The sequence below is a fragment of the Aquimarina latercula DSM 2041 genome, assembly GCF_000430645.1.
GTDB lineage: Bacteria > Bacteroidota > Bacteroidia > Flavobacteriales > Flavobacteriaceae > Aquimarina > Aquimarina latercula.
Map to the genome: position 1 here is coordinate 925,264 of NZ_KE387185.1, position 22,098 is coordinate 947,361.

Sequence of the window (22,098 nt, forward strand, 5' to 3'; positions counted from 1 at the left end):
AAGAAAAATGAATACAATAAATATTTTAAATAAAAGAAATAAGGCTTTTTATTTATTTGCCTCACTCATTGATGTAAAAAAGGGAATTATATTGAGTTTTTTTATTTTCTTTTTTAATATCACCAGCGCTCAGACATTACAACAGTATATAAGAGAAGCAAAAGAAAATAATCCTGAACTTAAGGCAGCTCAGAATGTATTAGATGCAAGTTTAGAAAAGATACGCGAAGTTGGAGGGTTGCCGAATACTAGAATTGGAACAGGATATTTCGTAAGTGAACCAGAAACACGAACTGGAGCTCAAAAAGCAAGATTTAATGTGCAGCAAGATATTCCTTGGTTTGGAACAATAAAAGCAAGAAAAGAAACCGCTTCTACCGAAAGTGAGGTGAATAAAAATGAATTAGAAATTGCAAGAAGAAAAATCACCTTACTAGTAGAACAAACATATTATAAGCTATTTGAATTAAAAGCTAGGCAAAAGATATTAGTAGAACAAAATAAGCTATTAGACACCTATATTGAGATTGCACTTAAAGAAGTTGAGAATAATAGAGCATCTACCGTGGATGTCTTAAAATTTAATATCGCAAAAAATAATCTTCAGAATGAAGAAGAGATTTTAAAAGGAGAAATTCTTACGGCCGAAACAGCAATGAATCAGTTGTTACATAGAGATGGTTTTGATCCATTAGTAGTTCCAGATAATTTATTCATTCCAGAAGAAGAACCTACAATGATATTAGATGATATCACCTACCATCCTGAATTAATAACCTATGATCATTTAAATGATTTATTAGATAAAAAGGAGAGCGTTAATGCCAAAGAATCTTTGCCATCCATAGGTCTAGGTTTAGATTACGTAATTGTTGAAGAACGTCCAAATATTAGTTTTTCTGATAATGGAAAAGACATTGTTATGCCAAAGATTTCACTTTCGGTCCCTCTTTTTTCTAAAAAATACAAGTCACGTTCTAAACAGTATGAGTTACAAAAGGAGGAAGTATATCAAAAAAGAGAAGCTTCTCAGAATAACTTAGAAAATATGATGGAAGAAGCAATAAATAATAGGATTACAGCTCGAATTAATTACGACACACAACAAAAAAATATAATGCAGGCAAAACAAGCAGAAGAGATAATATTATCAGCATACCAAACGACTCAGCTTAATTTTGAAGATGTGCTAGATGTACAACAGATGTTATTAGATTTCGAAAACAAGAAAATTGAAGCTGTAGCGATGTATTTTATGCAGACGGCAGTGCTTAATTATTTAAGGTAATATAATAGAAAAAGTAGCAATAACTAAAAAATAGAATAATGAATAAAATATTTTTAAAAACCATTTTTGCAGGTATTATAGTTGTATCAATCTATTCCTGTGGGAAAGATCAGAAAGAATCAAAAAAAGAGATTCCAGTAAAAGAAGAAGTGGCTGCAGAAAGCAATGTAGATCTTAATCTTACAGATTCGAGAAGTGAAATTGTTTTTGATGATGACAATGTTACGAATGTTTATGATCAATATTTATTGATAAAAAGAGGATTGGTAAATTCTAATTTTAAGGTTGTACAGCAAGAAGCGAAAAAGATGGGTAATCTTATAAAGGATACAGATCAAACAAAACAATTAAAATCTACAGCAAAATTAATCGCTCTTACTAAAGATATTAAAAAGCAGAGAGATTTTTTTGTAACACTTACAGTAGAAACCGAAAAATTAATTAATACTTCTGCTATTACTTCTGGAGAGGTATATAAACAATTTTGTCCAATGGCTTTTGATGGAAATGGAGGGTATTGGTTATCCGACTCTAAAGAAGTGCGTAATCCTTATTATGGTAATAAAATGCTAAAATGTGGGAGCGTTAATGAAACAATAAAATGAAAATAAAGTATCATATAGAAGGAATGACCTGCGAAGGTTGTAGATCTGGATTAGAACATGTTTTGACTACTATTCCAGAAGTTTCTAGTGCCACCGTAAATCTGGAGAAAAAAGAAGCTGTTATTGTTTTTAGCGAGAGGTTGCCCGTTGATCACTTAATAAAAACAATTCCATCTAAGTATACAATTGCGGAAAAAGCGGATCAAAATTTCAGTGGGATGGATGATAATCTTTTAGTAAAGAAGAGCGAACTGAAACAATTATTTCCACTTTTTTTGATTTTTGGATACATTACTAGTGCATCTGTAATGATCAATTATCAATCCTGGAATACGGATGATTTTATGATGGATTTTATGGGGTTGTTTTATATCGTTTTTAGTTTTTTTAAAATACTAGATTTAAAAGGTTTTTTCGGGTCGTTTGCAATGTATGACCCTTTGGCTAAAAAAATACCCTTTTATAGTTGGGTATATCCTTTTATAGAAGTTGGATTAGGGTTGATGTTTTTAATGCGATTTAAAATTAATATAGCATTAATAATTACCATATTAATTTTGGGTATCACAACCATTGGTGTTACTAAAGTGTTAATAGACAAAAGAAGTATCCAGTGTGCTTGTTTAGGAACAGCTCTAAAATTACCAATGACTAAAGCTACTTTTATTGAGAATTCGATTATGCTAGGAATGGCTTTTTGGATGCTCATAAAAATATATTCATAGAAGAAATATTGATAGAATGGTTAAAAGAAAAACAGCAATATTTATAAGAAAAGCACATCGTTATCTTGGCGTGTTTTTAGGAATACAATTTTTAATGTGGACAATTAGTGGATTATATTTCAGTTGGACGGATATTGATGAGATTCATGGTGATCAATTTAAAAATGAAATAACTCCAGTAGTACATTCTAATTTGTTAAAGTTAGATTCGACTTTTTCATTACCTGCAGTTTCTTCTTTAGAATTAAGAACAATAGCTGGTCATCCATTTTATTGGGTAAATGATAGTGTTTTAATTAATGCTAGATCTGGGAAATTAAAATCAAAAATATCAAAAGAAGAAGCATTAAAGATAGCTTCGGTACATATGCGATCTGATTTAGAAGTTACTTCTGTTGATTTTATTGACAAAGTTGGAAAACATCATGAATATAGAGGAAGATCATTACCTGCATTTGTAATTAATTATAATCATCCAGATAATGTAAAAGTATATATATCTGCTTTAGATGGTTCTTTTCAGAGAGTAAGACATCAATCTTGGAGATGGTTCGATTTTTTGTGGATGACACATACGATGGATTATGAAGGAAGAGATGATTTTAATACTACAGTGTTAAGAGTTTTTTCTCTATTAGGATTGATAACAGTACTTAGTGGTTTTTTACTTTGGTACATTTCCTCTCCAACACTTAGGAAATTTTTTAAAAGATAATTATGATGAAGAAAAATGTTGTTTATATAATCATTTCAATATTGATAGGGTTGCTTTTAGGGTATCTTATTTTTGGTGATAATTCGACCAGCGAATCTATTGAAGAACACGATCATTCGGCAGAAGTTTTAGATCAAATCTGGACATGTTCGATGCATCCGAAAATTATGAAATCCGAACCTGGAGATTGTCCAATATGTGGGATGGATTTGGTGCGTTCTGAAATCAAAGAAAATGGACTTTCGATGGATCAGTTTAGTATGACTGAAAATGCAATGGCTTTAGCTAATATTCAGACCTCTGTGGTAGGTATGACGACTTCAGAATCGCAAGAGGTGAAATTATCAGGTAAGATTAAAGAAAATGAAGAAACCAATACAGTTCAGGTAACCCATTTTTCGGGTAGAGTAGAAAAATTGTTGATTAATTCGGTAGGAGATAAAGTTTATAAAGGACAAACAATTGCAATTTTATATTCTCCGGAATTAGTGGCTGCTCAGCAAGAGTTGTTAACCGCTGTTAAATTAAAAAAAGAACAACCAGCTCTATATAAGGCGGTAAGGAATAAGTTGAAGCTAAGAAAAATTTCAGAAGATCAAATTGATTTAATCGAATCTTCTGGAAAAATCAAAGAAACATTTCCTATCCATGCGCATATGTCTGGTGTAGTTTCTGAAAAAATAATAGAAGAAGGAAATCATGTGGATAGAGGGCAAATATTATATAAAATATCAAATTTAAATTCGTTGTGGGCATCTTTTGATGCTTATGAGAATCAAATTTCTTTATTAAAAATTGGACAACATATTAAAATTAAAACGAATGCATATCCCGAGATGGATTTTGATGCTAAAATTTCATTTATAGATCCAGTTTTAGATACAAATACAAGAACGATAACTGTGAGAGCTGTACTTGTAAATAAAGATAATGTTTTTAAACCTGGAATGTTTATAGAAGGAGTTATTGCGGTAGCAAACCAGGAATCTAATAAAACAATTGCAATACCTAGAAGTGCGGTCTTATGGACCGGAAAACGTTCAATTGTATATGTAAAGGTTAAATCTGATCAACCTGTTTTTGAGATGAGAGAAGTAACACTTGGCACTTCTTATGAGCACGAATATCAAATTTTAGAAGGCATAAAAGAAGGAGAGACAATTGTGACTAACGGAACTTTTACGGTAGACGCTGCGGCTCAATTGCAAGGCAAACGATCTATGATGAATCAGACAGAAACAACTGGTTCATCGGATAAAGAAGAAAGTGAGAAAATAAATCTAACAGGTGATTTTCAAAAAAGGTTTCTTCGGACATTGTCAGTGTATTTTAAGTTAAAAGATGCTTTGGTAAAGAGTGATGCTAAAGAAGCTTCCGTGTTTTCTAAAAAAATGATAGAAGGGCTAGAAGATATAGATACTAAGGAGTTACAAAACGATGTTGGCAAATATTTGAAGGAAGTTTTACTTGTTTTAGAATTAATCAAAGAAAAAGAAAGTCTAGAAGAACAAAGAGATTACTTTATTAGTCTAAATGAAAATTTAGAGAGTATGATTAAAAGAATAGATAGTTTTTCTGAACACATATATATTCAAAAGTGTCCAATGGCGGGCAACAATAAAGGGGCTATTTGGTTAAGTAAGGAAAAAGAAATTAGGAACCCTTATTTTGGAGAAGCAATGCTTACTTGTGGTAGTATAATTGATACCCTAGGAAGAAAATAACTTACTTAGAATAAATATTTTTAAACTCCTAAATGTTAAAATATTAACGTTTTTCTTTCATTGTAGGTGAAAACAACGTATCTTTAATTTAGGGAAATATTGGATTACGTTTTTTATTAGATTACAATCGTTAGTATTGTGGGGTGTTTTTTAAAAACTCACCTACGATATGTTTTGCTATTGTTGTAAAATTAGATACTAATAAATATTGTGGTCAAAAACGAAAGGGATATGGTAAAAAAACTACTATTTATTACATTTTTAGCCTTACTTTTTTCTTGTAAGGAAACCTCTGTCACTACGATGACCAGTGCTAGTACATTAGCATTGTTAGAAAAATCAAAAGCCATTCAGTTAAGAGCGGAAAGGGTAGAAAAGAATATGCAGAAATGGCAAGATTCTTTAGATAGATTCGATAACAAGACAGTAGAGCAAAGTCCAATTGAGGATGGAGAGTTTGTAAATATTGAGGAATTATCTAATTATTTTGTGTTAGACATGAAATACGCCACCAGCGATAATTTTTTGAAAAAAGCAGTTTATTCTTGTGCTAAGTGTTATGTAAGAGGAGTTGTTGCCAAAGCACTAATTGCAGCTAATAAAGATTTTATGGCAAAAGGATATCGAATTAAGTTGTTTGATTGCTATAGACCGCATAGTGTACAGAAAAAGATGTGGAAAATATTTCCTAATCCTGGGTATGTTGCTGATCCTAAAGGAGGATCAATTCATAATAAGGGAGCTGCAGTAGATATAACCCTTACTGATTTGAAAGGGAATCAACTTGATATGGGTACTAAATTCGATCATTTTGGTAAAGAAGCACATCATTCTTATAAGTCGCTATCTGATGAGGTACTTGCTAATCGTAAAATACTTAAAGAAATTATGGAAAAACATGGTTTCTCTATTATTAGAACAGAATGGTGGCACTATAACTTTAAAAATAAAAAGTTTAAGATTTCTGATTTTAGATGGAAATGTGGTTAAAAATAGGAGTACTTTCTTATTTCTAAAAACAATTAAAACCAAGTTTAAAATTATCGATTAAATGGATTTTCATTGATCCAATGAAACCCTCTATTAATCAATAAGAATTCTTCTCGTTCTTTCTTTTTAGCAATAATTTTAAGATTATCACATTTGTAAGTTCCTTCAAAAGTATAGATGCTATCCTTTTTCGTATAAGAAAAACTTCTTATATCTGTGCTATCACTATATGAAATTAGATTTAATGTTTGTGATGTCGAATCTGTTTTTTCTTTAAGTCGAATAAACATTTCATCCATAGTCTGAATATTACTATATCGTTTATCTACTATTAAGCGTTTCCAGCGGATAGTGTCTGTTGTTAATGGAGGTAAAGTGTCATCGTTTTTAATGAATTCTTTTACTTCGTAAATACCAAATAAAGCTGGTTTTGGCGCTTTTTTACCCCACTGTTTTTCTCCTTCAATAGAACCTTCGATATTGGTGTAAAATAGATATCCTATAACTATAATTTTTATTGAAATAGCAGCAATTTGTAGTTTCTTTTTACTAAAATATTGTGGAATATCTTTTTGATTCACCGTTTTGTTTAGAACAAAGAAATTTAGAATGTCTTTAATATCTGGTGCTAATAAAAATAATCCCATTATTGTTAGTAAAGCACTATACAACTTTACAGGAATATCATAACTCATGTTCATCATGAAAACATTGAACATTACACCTATGATCATAAATGAACCTAAAAGTGTAGTTTTTCTAAAAATCAATAATATCCCAGCAATGATTTCTGCATAACCTGAAAATTTCGTATAAGTATCACTATACTCCATAAAATTCCACATTAACCCCATAGGAGATTGATTACCAAAAGGTTTGATGAGGTCTATATTTCGTAACTCCGAAAATTGAAGGGTGAAAGCTTTAGAAAACCCATAAGAAAACATAGTAGCAATTAGGTAATACCTAACAAGGGTTCTTGTGTAAAGTAATAACTTGTTGTAGTTAGATCTTTTTAAATCAATAATGCTCCAGATGATAGTAGCGATAACTGCAATGTATAAGTATACGAATTGAAATACATAATCAGCCGTAGTATCTCCACTTCCCGAAGGTTGCATAGATATTTCATACGTGATATTTAGGATGTTTTTTCCACTCCAAAGACATAACTGCTCAAATCCGTCGTAATAGAAAGAGAAAATATTCCCTAGTCCTGGAATTAAACCTATATAATAGAATGGAAACGGAAAGATGTTTAGAAAGAGATAAACAAAAAAGAATCTAAAAATAATTTTTGTTGATAACTTCCAGTTATCTTGAGTATTGATATCTTGTGTGACTGGCATTTGATTGATGGTTTGTTATATTACTTTTATAAGACTACAAGTGTAGTTAGATGTTACAAAAAAACAGCATTCGTTTAAAACGAATGCTGTAAGAGCACAATTATAAAATCGGAAAAAATTAGAATTGTTTAATTTTAGTGTGGTAGCTTTAATAGCTTTTTAACTATATGATTTTAATCTATTATAAGTATTTATAAGCTTGTGTTGTTAAAAATTCTTCAAATCTATCAGTGGTAACTAAGTTGTGAAATATCTGGATTGCATTTTGATAATTTTCACTATCAAAAAGATCTTTTCCTGCTTGATCTTCTATGGTTTTCAATTCATCTTCAAAAAGAATATGAAACATATTAGAATTCAGTCTCAACCCATTATCAAGTTTTACTTCGTTTTTGAGCCATTGCCAGATTTGGGTTCTGCTAATTTCTGCGGTAGCGGCATCTTCCATAAGATCGTATAGAGCTACAGCACCATTTCCTCCTAACCAAGTTGCGATATAGTGTATGCCAACATTAATGTTTTCTCGGATTCCCTTTTCTGTTATAGTTCCTTGAGGGATTTCTAAAAGATCTTCTTCTGTTACAACTACATCTTCTCTTTTTACATCTAATTGATTTGCTTCTTGCATATGCATATCGAAAACACCCATAGCTAATGGTACCAGACCTGGATGTGCTACCCAAGTTCCATCATGACCATTCTTTACTTCACGTTCTTTATCAGCTTTTACTTTGGCAAATGCTTGCTTGTTTCTTTCTTCATCATTTTTGATCGGAATTTGAGCTGCCATACCTCCTATGGCTAATATATTCCTTTTATGACATCGTTGTATTACTCTTTTGCTATAAGCATCCATAAATGGACTTGTCATAGTTACTTGAGCACGATCGGGAACTACAAAACCTTTATGATTTCTTAGTTTTTTGATGTAACTAAATATATAATCCCACCTTCCACAGTTTAATCCAACAATATGTTCTTTTAATGCATAAATGATTTCATCTAATTGAAAACTAGCTGTAATAGTTTCTACTAGCGCAGTAACTTTTATAGTTGCATGTTCTAAACCAAGATATTCTTCAGAAAAATCGATCACGTCATTCCACCAGATTGCCTCTGTAAAATGTTCTAGTTTAGGGATGTAATAATAAGGAGCAGTGCCATTTTCTTTTAGTTGTTCGTTGTTATGAAATACATACAATGCAAAATCAAAAAGAGAAGCACTAATTTCCTTGTTTTCTATTAAAAGATGTTTCTCATTAAGGTGTAATCCTCTGGGACGTACAATTAATGTAGCTACTTCTTCATTTAGCTGATACGTTTTATCTTTCTTAGGATTGTAGAACGAAATAGTTTTGTTGACGGCATCCATGAGATTTTTTTGTCCTTGTAAACAGTTTTCCCATAAAGGAGCATTACTGTCTTCAAAGTCTGCCATGAATGTTTTTGCACCCGAGTTTAAGGCATTGATGACCATTTTTCTGTCAACAGGACCTGTGATCTCTACTCTTCTATCCTGAAGATCTGCAGGTATTGGAGCTGCGGACCATTCACTATTGCGAATTTCTTTAGTGTTTTCCGGAAATGCTGGAAAAGTTTCTAGATCAAACAGTTGTTGCTGTTGTTCTCTGTTGTTTAAAAGTGCTAATCGTCTTCCGTCAAAACGATTATGCAAAGCTTCAAGAAAAGCTAAAGCACCATCCGTAAGAATCTCTGGATGATAATTTTTCACCTCTTTTGTAAAGCTAATTTTCTGACTTAGGTTTGTTTGAGTTTCCATAACTATATCGTTTGAGTGAACAATATTAAAAAAAAGTTTTTTATAAAACAAGCGAACGTTCGCTAAATGTGAATTTTTTGTTTTTGAAAATATTCGCGAAAATCCCTACTTTTGGCTTTATGGCAATAGCAGAAGAATATATTAGATTGATTTTTGGTCTGAAAATCAAGCAAATACGGGCAGATAAAGACTTGTCGCTTTTTGGTTTATCCAAGTTAAGTGGGTTGTCTAAGTCGTACCTTAATGAGATAGAAAAAGGAAAAAAATATCCAAAAACAGATAAGATAATTAAGCTTGCAGAAACCTTAGAGGTGCCTTATGATAGTTTAGTTTCCTTAAAATTAGATAAAAACCTTGCTCCAATTGGAGAAATTTTACAGTCAGGAATTCTTGATGAAATTCCACTAGAGTTATTTGGAATCCAGCAAAGTGACCTTATTGATATTATCGCGAATGCCCCTTCTAAGGTAAATGCATTTATAAGTACTATCATAGAAATTGCTCAGCATTATAATATGAGTAGAGAAGGTTTTTATTTAGCTTCTTTACGATCTTATCAAGAAGCGCATAACAATTTTTTCAAGGATTTAGAAGATACTGCCGTACGATTTGCCAATTCTTATCAATTAGACTTGTCGGGTAATATTGCTGCGTCAGAATTAGAAGAGATTTTGATCGAGGAGTATGGTTATACTATTAATACTGCAGGAATACCGCATCACGAAGAGTTGGATAATCTGAGATCTGTATTTGTACCATCAACAAAAACACTCCTTTTATCAGATAGAGTAGATGAGCCGCAGAAAACATTTATCTATGCAAAGGAGTTGGGGTATCAATATATGGAGATTAAACAGCGACCTTATACTTTTTCTTGGATACGTTATGATAATTTCGAAGAGGTATTGCATAATTTTTATGCTTCTTATTTTGCAGGGGCATTAATTATACCTAGGAATCATTTAAAAGGCCATCTAAAAGATCTTTTTACTGGAAAACGTTTTTCCGAAAAATCTTTTCATAAAATAATGAAGCTGTATAATGCTTCTCCAGAATCCTTTTACCAACGTCTAACTAATATTTTGCCTAAGGATTTTGGAATGCAGAATGTTTTCTTTTTAAGGTTTACTCATAGAAAAGGAATGGAGCGATTTAATTTAGTGAAGGAATTGCATATCACGCATCAACAACAACCTCATGCAAATGAGATTAATGAGCATTACTGTAGGAGATGGATGGCTATTAAAACATTACAACGTACTGCAAGTGATGATCTATCTTATTCTTTCGATATTCAGATTTCTGATTATGCAGATACGGATCAACAATATCTTGTGTTTACGTCTGCTACCAAAGATCCATTTAGAAAAGATTATTATCGTAGTATTGGTATTGGATTTTTAATATCATCTTCTTTGGAGAAAAAAATTGCATTTGTTAATGATTCTAAAATTCCAAAGGTGAAGGTTGGAGTTACTTGCGAATCTTGTTCTATTATGGATTGCGAGGTTAGAAAAGCACCACCAAAGCGATTATTAGCAAAAGAAAAATATAAAAGAACTTCTAGATTGGTAGCCGATATTGTTAAGGAGTATTCGTAATTACAATTAGTTCAATTATTAACGAAAAACGTTATTTAATTTATTTAAATATTGTGATGTAGTCTCTTTTAAATACATTCCCATTGCGATAGCTGTTTTATCTAATAAATTCATTTTGAAAAATGAATAATCAAAATGATATGATTTTCCGCTGGTTAAATCTATACGCTTTTGTGTTAAAATTTCGCATTCAGAACGAGAGATGTTATTTACTCCTCCAGCGTTGATATAATTGCGTAATCGATCTTCGGTATTTGCTAAAGCTTCTTCTAGAATTGATAAACTTGCTGCTGCATCTGCAAGAATTTTTCTTTGCATATTGATATGATCAATTGCTATTTCTTTATCTGATTGTACTTGCTTATCGGTCTTTTGGATGGAATAATAATCCTTATCAATATCACGATTAAATTGTTTAATTGTTTCTAGGTGTATGCTTCCTAGATCTCGCATTGAGGTAATGACAGCTTCAAATTTGTTTTGAAGTAAATTATAGTAATCACGTTCTTTTGCTAAAGTACCTTGATCGTATTTATCTTTTGCAACTAAGAAAAAATCAATGATTCCTTTTTCGATTTCATGATCGATTGCTCTGGTATTGGTAAGTAGCTTAGAAAATGGCTCTGCCTTTGTATTAAATTGTTTTGATAGTATTAATATCTCATCTAATGACTCTTTTCCTGTTTCTTGAAAACGATCATTGTCCAGGTCTATAGGCTGGGATTTAGAATCATTGGCTTTGCTCTTCTTTCCATCTTCTTCAAATAAGTCATCATATAGACTAGGCATACTACTAGTGAAGGTTAAAGTTGGTTTATTTTTTTATGAATCCAAAGATACTATTTTTAGAAAAAGGTTTTAATCATTGGGAATTCAATATTGATATTAAAAACAAACCCCGTTTCAAATTTTTGAAACGGGGTTAAGTATTTTAGCATAAACTAGCTAATTTTATATCTATAGCAATTTGCTATTACATCATTCCTGGCATTCCTCCACCCATTGGTGGCATTCCACCTCCAGCAGGAGCATCTTCTTTGATATCAATTAATGCACATTCCGTAGTAAGGATCATTCCTGAGACAGAAGCTGCATTTTCTAAAGCAATACGAGTCACTTTTTTAGGGTCAATGATACCAGCTTTTAGCATATCTACATATGCTTCGGATTTTGCATCATATCCAAAATCGTCTTTGCCTTCTAATACTTTAGAGATTACAACAGATCCTTCTCCACCTGCATTTTCTACAATCGTTCTTAATGGAGCTTCTATAGCACGGTTTACAATTTGTATTCCTGTAGCTTCATCAGCGTTTTCAGTTTTTACTTTTTCTAGAACAGATTTAGCTCTAACTAAAGCAACACCTCCACCAGCAACAATACCTTCTTCTACTGCAGCACGAGTAGCATGAAGTGCATCATCCACACGATCCTTCTTCTCTTTCATTTCTACTTCAGAAGCAGCACCAACATATAAAACAGCAACACCACCAGCTAATTTAGCTAAACGCTCTTGTAGCTTTTCTCTATCGTAATCAGAAGTAGTTGTTTCGATCTGAGATTTGATTTGATTTACTCTGTTTTTGATTAAATCTTCAGCACCAGCTCCGTTTACAACAGTTGTATTGTCTTTATCAATAGCTACTTTTTCTGCAGTACCTAAATGTTCAATAGTTGTGTTTTCTAAAGTAAATCCTCTTTCTTCAGAAATTACAGTACCTCCTGTTAGAATAGCAATATCTTCTAACATAGCTTTACGTCTGTCACCAAAACCGGGAGCTTTTACAGCTGCGATTTTTAATGCGCCACGAAGTTTATTTACAACTAGTGTTGCTAATGCTTCTCCGTCTACATCTTCTGCAATAATTAAAAGAGGCTTCCCTGTTTGAGCAACTGGCTCAAGAACAGGTAATAAATCTTTCATTGCTGATATTTTTTTGTCAAATAAAAGAATATAAGGATTTTCTAAATCTGCAGTCATTTTCTCGCTGTTAGTAACGAAATATGGAGAAAGGTATCCTCTGTCGAACTGCATTCCTTCTACAACATCTACGTGAGTATCTGTTCCTTTAGCTTCTTCTACTGTAATAACTCCTTCTTTCCCTACTTTTCCGAAAGCTTTGGCAATAAGATCTCCAATAGTTTCATCATTGTTAGCAGAAATAGCTGCTACTTGCTTGATTTTGTCCGAAGAGCTTCCCACTTCTTTAGTCTGCTTTTCTAAATCTGCTGTAATTGCTAAAACGGCTTTGTCTATTCCACGTTTTAGATCCATTGGATTAGCTCCAGCAGCTACGTTTTTAAGACCTTCTTTTACGATAGCTTGTGCTAAAACGGTAGCAGTAGTTGTACCGTCTCCAGCAAGATCATTTGTTTTAGAAGCTACTTCTTTTACCATTTGCGCTCCCATATTCTCTAGAGCATCTTCTAATTCTACTTCTTTAGCTACAGAAACACCATCTTTAGTTACCTGAGGAGCACCAAATGATTTACTAATGATTACATTACGACCTTTAGGCCCTAAGGTTACTTTTACTGCATTTGCTAATGCATCTACACCACGTTTGATTCCGTCACGTGCTTCTATATCAAATTTTATGTCTTTAGCCATAATATTTTTAATTTTTTAATCTTGAATTCCTGATTTACTTCAGGGTATCAAAAATTTAGATTTGTGTTTTGATTGAATGTTAAACGATTGCTAGGATATCATCCTCGCGCATTATTAAATAATCGTTACCGTCTAATTTTAATTCAGTACCAGAATATTTTCCATAAAGTACAGTATCACCAACTTTTACGGTCATTTCGTGATCTTTTTTACCGCTACCTACAGCAGCTACTTTACCTTTTTGTTGCTTTTCCTGTGCTGAATCAGGGATGTATAATCCTGATGCCGTTTGCGTTTCCGCTGGAAGTGGCTCAATAACCACACGATCCGAAAGAGGTTTAATATTTACTCCCATTATTATTGGTTTTATATTTTTAAATTAAAATGAATTATTTGATGCTATGCATTTCAGAAATTATGCCAGTGGCTTGATACTGACAAATTGAAACAAAAAATGCCGACTGTATGACAAGTCGGCATTGTATCTTGGTTTCATAAACTGAATTATTCTTCAGGTGTGTCATCCGTTGCAGGAGCAACAGGTGCATCCTGAATCAATTCTACATCATTCGTGTCTACTGTTGGATCTTGATTTGTAGCTCCATCCATTAAGTCTACATTAGATAAAAGAATAAGAACTAATAGCAGTGTTGCTAATGCCCAAGTACTTTTATCTAAGAAATCTGTGGTTTTTTTTACACCGCCTAATTGTTGTGTTCCTCCTCCACCGAAAGAAGACGATAAACCTCCTCCCTTAGGGTTTTGAACCATAATTACTACTACCAGTAAAAATGACACAACTACGATTAATATTAAAAAGATTGAAAACGTTGTCATTATATATTGTTATTTATTTTCTTGTAATTTTTTTACCGCTCGAATTTGGTCTGCAAAGAAACCACTTTTTTCGGGATTTTTCAAAATTAATATTTTATATGCCTGAATTGCCTTTTTGTATTTTTTTTGAGCTAAATAAACTCTAGCCAAAGTCTCTGTCATTAGCTCGTCTGGAGCTACCATATGTTCATTAGCTAAATTTCGAGATGGGGCATTTTTTTCTGCTGGTTTGATCTTTGGGTTGTTGGCAATAAATTCATCGATAAGGTTAAACTTGTGTTCTTGGTCAGAAGGTTTTTCAATTTCACCTTTTTTATCTTCGGTTTGATTTTTTACTTCAGTTTCTCTGTCAATTGGTTGTATGGACGAAAGTTTTAACCATTCTGCAAAAGAATGCGCTTCTTTTTTATCAAAATCAAATGGTTTATCTATATCCAATTCTTTTTCGGCATCTTTTGCAATTATAGTGTTTTCAGGTTTATTATTTTTTTCTGATTGTTCTATGATTGTTTCTGCAATTGTAATATTATTAGGGGTATCTTCATCTTTATGAGAGAACAAAGATGGGTCAAGTACATCTTCAGCTTCTTCCATATTCATGGATACAGCATCGTCTATGGAGATTCTTTCGAGTACTTTAACTTCTTGCGCGTCTACAACATCGATATCACTATTGATCTTCTTTTCTGTATCAAGTGTTTTGATACTGCTATTAAAGAGCTCAGATGTTATAAAATCAAACAAAACTCCTCTGTCAGTAGTATAAGCTGCTGTAGTTTTTAATTCTTGATTGTATCTGAAGTTTTCATCTTCTTTAAGCCCTTTTAAGAGTAAAGATCTTACAGACTGAAAATAAGGAAACTCTTGAATGATTTTCACTAGATTTTCTGTTTGTTCCTTTTTTATAGATAAAGGGTTTTGAAATAGATATGTAAGTTCTTTGGTATTCAAAAAATAATAATTTAAGGTTTTACCACTTTGCTAATGTAGCATTTAGTATATCCTGAGTAATTCTGTCATAGATTATTTGGACAGCTTCATCTCTAACAGCTGTCTCAGCTTGTGTAGCTGGGTAGTCGAAAAAGAATGAAAAACGTTGTTCTAAATCTTCCTTAGGGTTCTTTATGTCATAAAAACGAACATTTACAGCAATGGTAAGTCTGTTTTGTGCAGCTGTGTTTGCTGATGTTGCATTGGTTGGGGCTACATAATATTGAACAATTTCGCCTTCATAGGCAATATCTCCGTTAGAAGTTACCAGGTCTAGATTAGTTTGATTTAATATCAAATCTTGTAACTGATTGGTAAACGTTTGATCAATTCCAGGGATAATGATTGATGCTTGATTTTGGAAAAAACCTACTTGAAATGTAGTTGCTGTAGTGTTTATTCCACTAAAAGAGTATGCCCCACATCCTTGGATTATAATAATTCCGATGATTGCTACAATGGTATATTTAATTTTGTGTACCAATTTTATATGTTTTTAATGAGTGTTTATTTTTTGTGTTAAAGATCGTATTGTTTAATCTTTCTATATAAGGTGCGCTCACTTATTCCTAATTCTTCTGCCGCCGCTTTCCTTTTTCCGCGATGACGTTCCAGAGATTTTTTAATTAACTCTAATTCTTTATCATGTAAGGAAAGAGTTTCTTCTTCTTCAATTTCCTCTGCAAAATGATATTTGTCTTCGTCTTTTTTAATTGTGTCAGAAGGGGTTATTTGTAAAACTTCTGTTGTTTGCGTTACAGGTTCTTCAAAAGGTGTTTCTTCTTCTTTTTCTTCCCGATAAATCTTTCTAATTAACCCTTCATTTTCTTTCTGTACCTGTTGAGAATTTCCACTTTGCATTAATTCCATCGTCAGCTTTTTGAGATCATTAAGATCGTTTTTCATGTCAAAAAGCACTTTGTATAGTATCTCTCGTTCATTGCTAAAATCACTATCTTTTTTGTCCGAAGATATTATAGCGGGTAAATTACTTCCAATATCAGGTAAATATCCTCGTAATGTGCTAGCGGATATCGTTCTGTTTTGTTCAAGGACTGATATTTGTTCTGCAATGTTGCGTAATTGCCTGATATTACCGCTCCAATGATATTTCTCTAGTAATTGAGCAGCAGCATCTTCTAGTCGAATAGTTGGCATCTTATATTTTGTAGCAAAATCAGAAGCAAATTTTCTGAATAAGAGGTGTATGTCTTGCTCACGATCTCGCAAAGGAGGTAATAGGATCTCTACTGTACTTAGGCGATAATATAGATCTTCCCTAAACTTTTCTTTTTTGATAGCTTCGAACATATTTACATTTGTTGCTGCCACAATTCGTACATCAGTTTTTTGGACTTTAGACGATCCTACTTTAATAAACTCACCATTTTCTAGTACTCTTAATAGTCTTACTTGTGTTGTTAGTGGTAACTCTCCAACTTCATCAAGAAATATAGTTCCACCATCTGCTACTTCAAAATATCCACTTCTGGTTGAGGTAGCTCCGGTAAAGGCTCCTTTTTCATGACCAAATAGTTCACTATCGATTGTTCCTTCTGGAATAGCACCGCAATTGACAGCGATATATTTACCGTGTTTTCGATGTGATAACGAATGAACAATTTTTGGGATACTTTCCTTACCAACACCGCTTTCTCCAGTAACCAGAACCGATATATCCGTAGGAGCTACCTGAATAGCTTTTTCTATGGATCGGTTTAGTTTAGGATCGTTTCCTATAATACCGAATCGCTGTTTTGTGGCTTGAACTGATTCCATGTGATAAACTATATTGGTTGTTTAAATTGTTTTTTTAATTATTATCAGAGTATCCAACAGCCTCTCCAAGTAGTGTTGCACTGGTGCACTCATCAATACGAACCATTACAAAATCTCCAATTTTGTAATCTCCTTTAGGGAAAACGGCGACTATATTCTGAGTATTTCTTCCACTCCAGTGTGCATTGGATTTTTTTGATTCTTTTTCGATTAATATTTCCATAGTTTTACCTAAGAATGCTTCATGTCTTTCAGTACTATGACGGCGTTGAGCTGTAATAATTTCGTTAAGTCTTCTCTTTTTAGTAGCTTCAGGAACATCATCTTCTAATTTACGACCAGCTAAAGTTCCTGGGCGTTCAGAATAAGCAAACATAAACCCGTATTCGTATTTTACATATTCCATTAAGGATAATGTATCTTGGTGATCTTCCTCGGTTTCCGTAGGAAACCCTGTGATAATATCCTGAGAAATAGCACAATCAGGAATCAACCTTTTAATATTGTCGATTAATTCAAAATATTCTTGACGAGTATGTAAACGATTCATTTCTTTAAGAATGCGATCACTACCACTCTGTATAGGTAAGTGGATATATTTACAAATGTTTTTATGGTTTGCCATTACTTTTATAACATCTAATGTCATATCCTGAGGATTAGATGTAGTAAAACGTAATCTTATTTTAGGATGTTTTTCTGCAACCATATCCAATAACTTAGCAAAATTTACCGCAGTAGCTTTTTGAAAATCACTTGCTTTTTCAAAGTCTTTTTTCAATCCTCCACCGTACCATAGATAGCTATCTACATTTTGACCTAATAGGGTAATTTCTTTGAATTTTTTTGCAGCTAAGTCATCGATTTCTTCCATGATACTTTGTGGATCACGGCTACGTTCTCTACCCCTTGTGAAAGGAACTACACAAAATGTACACATATTATCACAGCCTCTGGTGATAGATACAAATGCAGAAACACCGTTGCTTTGTAAGCGAACAGGAGAAATATCTCCGTATGTTTCTTCTTTAGAGAGTATTACATTCACTGCGTTACGCCCTGCGTCTACTTCTTCAATGAGATTAGGAAGGTCTTTATATGCATCCGGACCAACTACAAGGTCTACAATTTTTTCTTCCTCTAGGAATTTACTTTTAAGACGTTCTGCCATGCATCCGAGAACACCTACTTTCATTTTTGGGTTAATTCTTTTTACAGCATTATATTTTTCCAGACGTTTTCTTACCGTAAGTTCTGCTTTTTCGCGAATAGAGCAAGTGTTTACAAGGACCAAATCAGCATCTTCAAGCTTTTGGGTAGTATTAAATCCTTCTTTTGCTAAAATTGAAGCAACAATTTCACTATCACTAAAATTCATTTGACACCCATAGCTTTCAATAAAAAGCTTCCTAGTGTTTCCTTCTTTATTATCTAAAGACAATGCCTGTCCTTGAATGTTCTCGTCAATAATCTTCTCCATGTATAATAATGTCCTTGCTGATTTAACTCAAATAGTGTGCAAAGATACTCTTTAAAACGATATATGACAAAGTGGCAGTGTTATATTTGTTTAAATATTTATATTTGAGATAACTAATTAACTAAATCCATACGCATTATGAATTCCAACCAGCTCTTTGAAAAAATAGAAAACAGTAATTCTGTCGATTTTGGAAATATTTTTAATAATAGTATAGAGCTTTTTAAGAAAGTCTGGTTGCAGGGCTTTGTTCATTTGTTAATTTCTTTGGTTATAATGATCCCTTTACTTATTGTGATTTATATACCTCTTTTTGCAATAATTGGAGTGGCTGGATTAGAAAATAGTTATGGAGATTATGGGTATGTTCAAGAAGACTTGTCTATAGGTATGGGAATTTTATTTGTAATATTAGTTATTATAGTATCTATGGTAGCCTCTGCGTTTCAATTAGCTATAACGGCTCATTTTTATAGGGTTTGTAAACAGGTGGATATGGGGCTTCCCCAGACCACCAGTTATTTTATGTTTTTTAAAGGTAAATATTTAGGTAAAATATTTACGTTAGCGATAGCAACTTTTGGGATTGCGTTATTAGCAGCATCTCTATGCTATCTCCCTCTTTTTTATGTTATAGTTCCTTTGCAATTGTTAGGGGTTATTTTTGCTTTTAATCCAGATGTCAGTGCTTCTGATTTAATCAAGGCAAGTTTTAAATTCGGAAATAAAATTTGGTTAATCGCTTTCGGATTGATTTTTATTTCATCAATGTTAGCACAAATAGTAGGAATGATATTGTGTTTTATAGGAGTTTTCTTTACGGCTTCTTTTGTCTACTTGCCTATATATTATTTATATAAAGACGGTATAGGTTTTGAAAATGAAAATGAATCTGAAAGCTGGAACGTAATTGTAGAATAATAAATAAAACAAAACCTGCTAATCTGCAGGTTTTTTTATGATAATTTCTGAGAAAAAATTTTGATCTCGAAAAATTGGTATACTTTTGTTCTCAGAAAAAAGCCCTCGTGGCTGGGTAACTACCAACTAAAAATGTTTATTAGAGATTCCATCTGTAAACTAATAGACATTAATTATCAACAGATGAAAAAAAAGGATTATGGCTAAGAATTTAGTGATTGTGGAGTCACCAGCTAAGGCAAAGACAATAGAAAAGTTTCTAGGAAAAGACTATAAAGTAGCTTCTAGTTTCGGACATATTGCTGATTTGCCGGCAAAAGAACTTGGAGTAGATGTAGAAGAAGGTTTTAAACCTAAGTATATTGTCTCCAAGGATAAGAAAGATGTGGTTAAGAAATTAAAAGATCTTTCTAAGAAGGCCGAGATGGTTTGGTTGGCGAGTGATGAAGATCGAGAAGGAGAAGCTATTGCTTGGCACTTAGCAGAGGAGTTGAAGTTGGATAAAGAGAGAACCCGTCGTATTGTTTTTCATGAGATTACTAAGAAAGCTATACTTAAAGCAATAGAGAATCCAAGGAGTATAGATTATAATCTGGTAAATGCGCAGCAAGCCAGAAGAGTACTGGATAGGTTAGTAGGATATGAGTTATCTCCCGTATTATGGAGAAAAGTAAAGGGAGGGTTATCTGCTGGTAGAGTACAATCGGTATCAGTTCGTTTAATCGTAGAGAGAGAACGTGATATACTTGGTTTTACACCTATAGCTTCATATCGTATTGATGCTGAGTTTTCTAATGAAAAAGGAAAGTCTTTTAAAGCAAAATTACCTAAGAACTTTAAAACAAAAGCTGAAGCTGAAGCATTTTTACAAAAAAATCTTGGAGCAGGATTTCAAGTCGCAGATCTTACTACAAAACCGGCAAAAAAATCTCCAGCTCCCCCATTTACAACATCTACACTACAACAGGAGGCTTCGAGAAAACTATATTTTTCTGTTAGTAAGACAATGACCATGGCGCAACGTCTATACGAAGCAGGATTGATTACATATATGAGAACGGATAGTGTTAACCTGTCTACCGAAGCCCAGAATAGTGCAAAAGCAGAAATAATTTCTGCATATGGAGATGAGTATAGTAATCCTAAGCAATATAAAGGTAAATCAAAAGGTGCTCAAGAAGCTCACGAAGCGATAAGACCTACAGATTTTGCCAGGCATACAGTTCCTGTTGATCATGATCAACAACGCTTGTATGAATTAATTTGGAAAAGAGCGATCGCTTCACAGATGAGTGATGCTAAATTAGAAAGAACCAATGTTAAAATTGGATCGACTTCACATAATGAGCAATTCGTTGCAAATGGAGAGGTGATAAAATTTGAAGGTTTTCTAAAAGTTTATTTAGAGGGCAATGATGATGAAGATGAAGAACAAAGTGGAATTCTTCCTGCAATGAAGGTGGGAGAGAGTTTGTTTAATAATTATGTAACCGCTACCGAAAGGTTTACAAGACCGCCAAGCAGGTATTCAGAAGCAGCTTTGGTTAAGAAGTTAGAAGAATTAGGTATTGGTCGTCCATCTACATATGCGCCAACAATTTCTACTATTCAAAATAGAAACTATATAGAGAAAGGTTCTAAAGAAGGAGAAGAACGAGGATATGTACAGATTACGCTTTCTGGAGATGCCATTAAAGAAAAAAATCTAAAGGAAAAAGTTGGTAGTGATAAAGGAAAATTAATTCCAACTGATGTAGGTATGGTAGTTAATGACTTTTTAGTAAATCATTTTTCCTCTATTTTAGATTATAATTTTACTGCAAAAGTAGAACAGGACTTTGATGAAATTGCTGAAGGTCAAGAGGACTGGACACATGTGATGAAGGAGTTTTATGATGAGTTTCATCCTAGAGTGGAGGATGTTGCTCAGAATGCGGAACGTGAAGTAGGAGAAAGAATTTTGGGAGAAGATCCAGAATCAGGAAAACCAGTAAGTGTTCGTTTAGGTAAATTTGGCCCTATGGTGCAGATTGGTACGGCAGAAGATGAGGATAAGCCTAGGTTTGCTAGTTTGGCTCCGGGACAAACATTAAGTAGTGTTACTTTTGAAGAGGCAATGGATTTGTTTCAATTACCAAAGGAACTTGGAGATTATAAGGGAGAAACAGTTACTGTTAATAATGGACGTTTTGGACCTTATGTGAAATTTGGAGCTAAATTTGTTTCTTTAGATAAAGGAGAAGATCCATTAAGTACTTCTCTTGAGAGAGCAATAGAGCTTATTGATGCAAAGGAGAAAGCAGATGCTCCTATATATACCTATGAAGATTTACCGGTACAGAAAGGTACAGGTAGATTTGGTCCATTTATTAAATGGAAAGGTATGTTTATTAATGTGAATAAAAAATATGACTTTGATAATCTTTCTGATGAAGATATAATTCAGCTTATTGAAGAAAAGAAACAAAAAGAGATAGATAAAGTAATTCACAATTGGGAAGAAGAAGGTATCAGGGTTGAGAAAGCAAGATGGGGCCGAAGTAATATAATAAAAGGTAAAACTAAAATTGAATTACCTAAAACCGTGGATGCTACTAAGCTTACTTTAGAGAAAGTGAAAGATCTTATTGAAAAGAATGCTCCAAAGAAAAAGACAGCAAAGAAAAAAACTACAAAAAAGACTACTAAAAAGAAATAAGCTTA

Annotated in this window: 19 protein-coding genes; 9 read left to right on the forward strand and 10 right to left on the reverse strand. The window is 32.9% G+C overall.

Translation table 11 applies throughout. From position 1 onward, the window contains the following. Positions 1 to 7: 7 nt before the first annotated feature. The 6 genes from H526_RS0121840 (at position 8) to H526_RS0121865 (ending at position 6,047) form a co-directional block, all read left to right on the forward strand. Positions 8 to 1,288, forward strand: coding sequence for a TolC family protein (locus H526_RS0121840; protein ID WP_081415672.1), 1,281 nt, complete (start codon positions 8 to 10; stop codon positions 1,286 to 1,288). Positions 1,289 to 1,326: 38 nt separating this feature from the next. After that, positions 1,327 to 1,893, forward strand: coding sequence for a DUF3347 domain-containing protein (locus H526_RS0121845; RefSeq protein ID WP_035086229.1), 567 nt, complete (start codon positions 1,327 to 1,329; stop codon positions 1,891 to 1,893). Then, complete coding sequence (locus H526_RS0121850; RefSeq protein WP_027394992.1) at positions 1,890 to 2,618, forward strand: heavy-metal-associated domain-containing protein; 729 nt, start codon at positions 1,890 to 1,892, stop codon at positions 2,616 to 2,618. Before H526_RS0121845 ends, H526_RS0121850 begins: the two co-directional genes overlap by 4 nt. A 16-nt stretch (positions 2,619 to 2,634) precedes the next feature. Continuing rightward, complete coding sequence (locus H526_RS0121855; RefSeq protein ID WP_027394993.1) at positions 2,635 to 3,333, forward strand: PepSY domain-containing protein; 699 nt, start codon at positions 2,635 to 2,637, stop codon at positions 3,331 to 3,333. Between the two features lie 2 nt (positions 3,334 to 3,335). Then, positions 3,336 to 5,057, forward strand: a complete 1,722-nt coding sequence (locus tag H526_RS0121860; protein ID WP_342667693.1) for an efflux RND transporter periplasmic adaptor subunit — start codon at positions 3,336 to 3,338, stop codon at positions 5,055 to 5,057. A gap of 231 nt (positions 5,058 to 5,288) precedes the next feature. Further along, positions 5,289 to 6,047, forward strand: coding sequence for a M15 family metallopeptidase (locus H526_RS0121865; RefSeq protein WP_027394995.1), 759 nt, complete (start codon positions 5,289 to 5,291; stop codon positions 6,045 to 6,047). A 50-nt stretch (positions 6,048 to 6,097) separates the two neighbouring features. On the opposite strand, the gene H526_RS0121870 is transcribed toward H526_RS0121865, so the two are convergent. Together H526_RS0121870 and aceB are read right to left on the reverse strand one after the other, a co-directional pair. Then, positions 6,098 to 7,396, reverse strand: coding sequence for a hypothetical protein (locus H526_RS0121870; RefSeq protein ID WP_027394996.1), 1,299 nt, complete (start codon positions 7,394 to 7,396; stop codon positions 6,098 to 6,100). Between the two features lie 181 nt (positions 7,397 to 7,577). After that, positions 7,578 to 9,176 (reverse strand): malate synthase A, encoded by a 1,599-nt coding sequence (gene aceB / locus H526_RS0121875; RefSeq protein WP_027394997.1) that lies wholly within the window; start codon positions 9,174 to 9,176, stop codon positions 7,578 to 7,580. 119 nt (positions 9,177 to 9,295) lie between these two features. Here aceB and H526_RS0121880 point away from each other — a divergent pair, with 119 nt between their 5' ends. Then, positions 9,296 to 10,777, forward strand: coding sequence for a helix-turn-helix domain-containing protein (locus tag H526_RS0121880; RefSeq protein ID WP_245591237.1), 1,482 nt, complete (start codon positions 9,296 to 9,298; stop codon positions 10,775 to 10,777). 18 nt (positions 10,778 to 10,795) lie between these two features. On the opposite strand, the gene H526_RS0121885 is transcribed toward H526_RS0121880, so the two are convergent. The 8 genes from H526_RS0121885 to miaB form a co-directional block, all read right to left on the reverse strand. Further along, positions 10,796 to 11,566, reverse strand: a complete 771-nt coding sequence (locus tag H526_RS0121885; protein ID WP_027394999.1) for a hypothetical protein — start codon at positions 11,564 to 11,566, stop codon at positions 10,796 to 10,798. A 184-nt stretch (positions 11,567 to 11,750) separates the two neighbouring features. Next, entirely contained in the window at positions 11,751 to 13,388 is a 1,638-nt protein-coding gene (gene groL / locus H526_RS0121890) for a chaperonin GroEL (protein ID WP_027395000.1), read from the reverse strand. 79 nt (positions 13,389 to 13,467) lie between these two features. Then, positions 13,468 to 13,743 (reverse strand): co-chaperone GroES, encoded by a 276-nt coding sequence (locus tag H526_RS0121895; RefSeq protein ID WP_027395001.1) that lies wholly within the window; start codon positions 13,741 to 13,743, stop codon positions 13,468 to 13,470. A 149-nt stretch (positions 13,744 to 13,892) separates the two neighbouring features. Further along, on the reverse strand, positions 13,893 to 14,225 hold the full coding sequence (gene secG, locus H526_RS0121900) for a preprotein translocase subunit SecG (RefSeq protein WP_027395002.1): 333 nt from the start codon (positions 14,223 to 14,225) through the stop codon (positions 13,893 to 13,895). A 9-nt stretch (positions 14,226 to 14,234) separates the two neighbouring features. Further along, a complete protein-coding gene (locus H526_RS0121905; protein WP_027395003.1) occupies positions 14,235 to 15,176 on the reverse strand; it encodes a hypothetical protein in 942 nt (313 codons plus the stop codon). 19 nt (positions 15,177 to 15,195) lie between these two features. Further along, a complete protein-coding gene (locus tag H526_RS0121910; RefSeq protein WP_233557497.1) occupies positions 15,196 to 15,699 on the reverse strand; it encodes an LptE family protein in 504 nt (167 codons plus the stop codon). A 35-nt stretch (positions 15,700 to 15,734) separates the two neighbouring features. Next, positions 15,735 to 16,994, reverse strand: coding sequence for a sigma-54 interaction domain-containing protein (locus H526_RS0121915; RefSeq protein WP_027395005.1), 1,260 nt, complete (start codon positions 16,992 to 16,994; stop codon positions 15,735 to 15,737). A gap of 34 nt (positions 16,995 to 17,028) precedes the next feature. Then, complete coding sequence (gene miaB, locus H526_RS0121920; protein ID WP_027395006.1) at positions 17,029 to 18,474, reverse strand: tRNA (N6-isopentenyl adenosine(37)-C2)-methylthiotransferase MiaB; 1,446 nt, start codon at positions 18,472 to 18,474, stop codon at positions 17,029 to 17,031. A gap of 138 nt (positions 18,475 to 18,612) precedes the next feature. Here miaB and H526_RS0121925 point away from each other — a divergent pair, with 138 nt between their 5' ends. Beyond that, positions 18,613 to 19,395, forward strand: a complete 783-nt coding sequence (locus tag H526_RS0121925) for a hypothetical protein (RefSeq protein WP_027395007.1) — start codon at positions 18,613 to 18,615, stop codon at positions 19,393 to 19,395. 199 nt (positions 19,396 to 19,594) lie between these two features. Beyond that, positions 19,595 to 22,093 (forward strand): type I DNA topoisomerase, encoded by a 2,499-nt coding sequence (gene topA / locus H526_RS0121930; protein ID WP_027395008.1) that lies wholly within the window; start codon positions 19,595 to 19,597, stop codon positions 22,091 to 22,093. Positions 22,094 to 22,098: the final 5 nt, after the last annotated feature.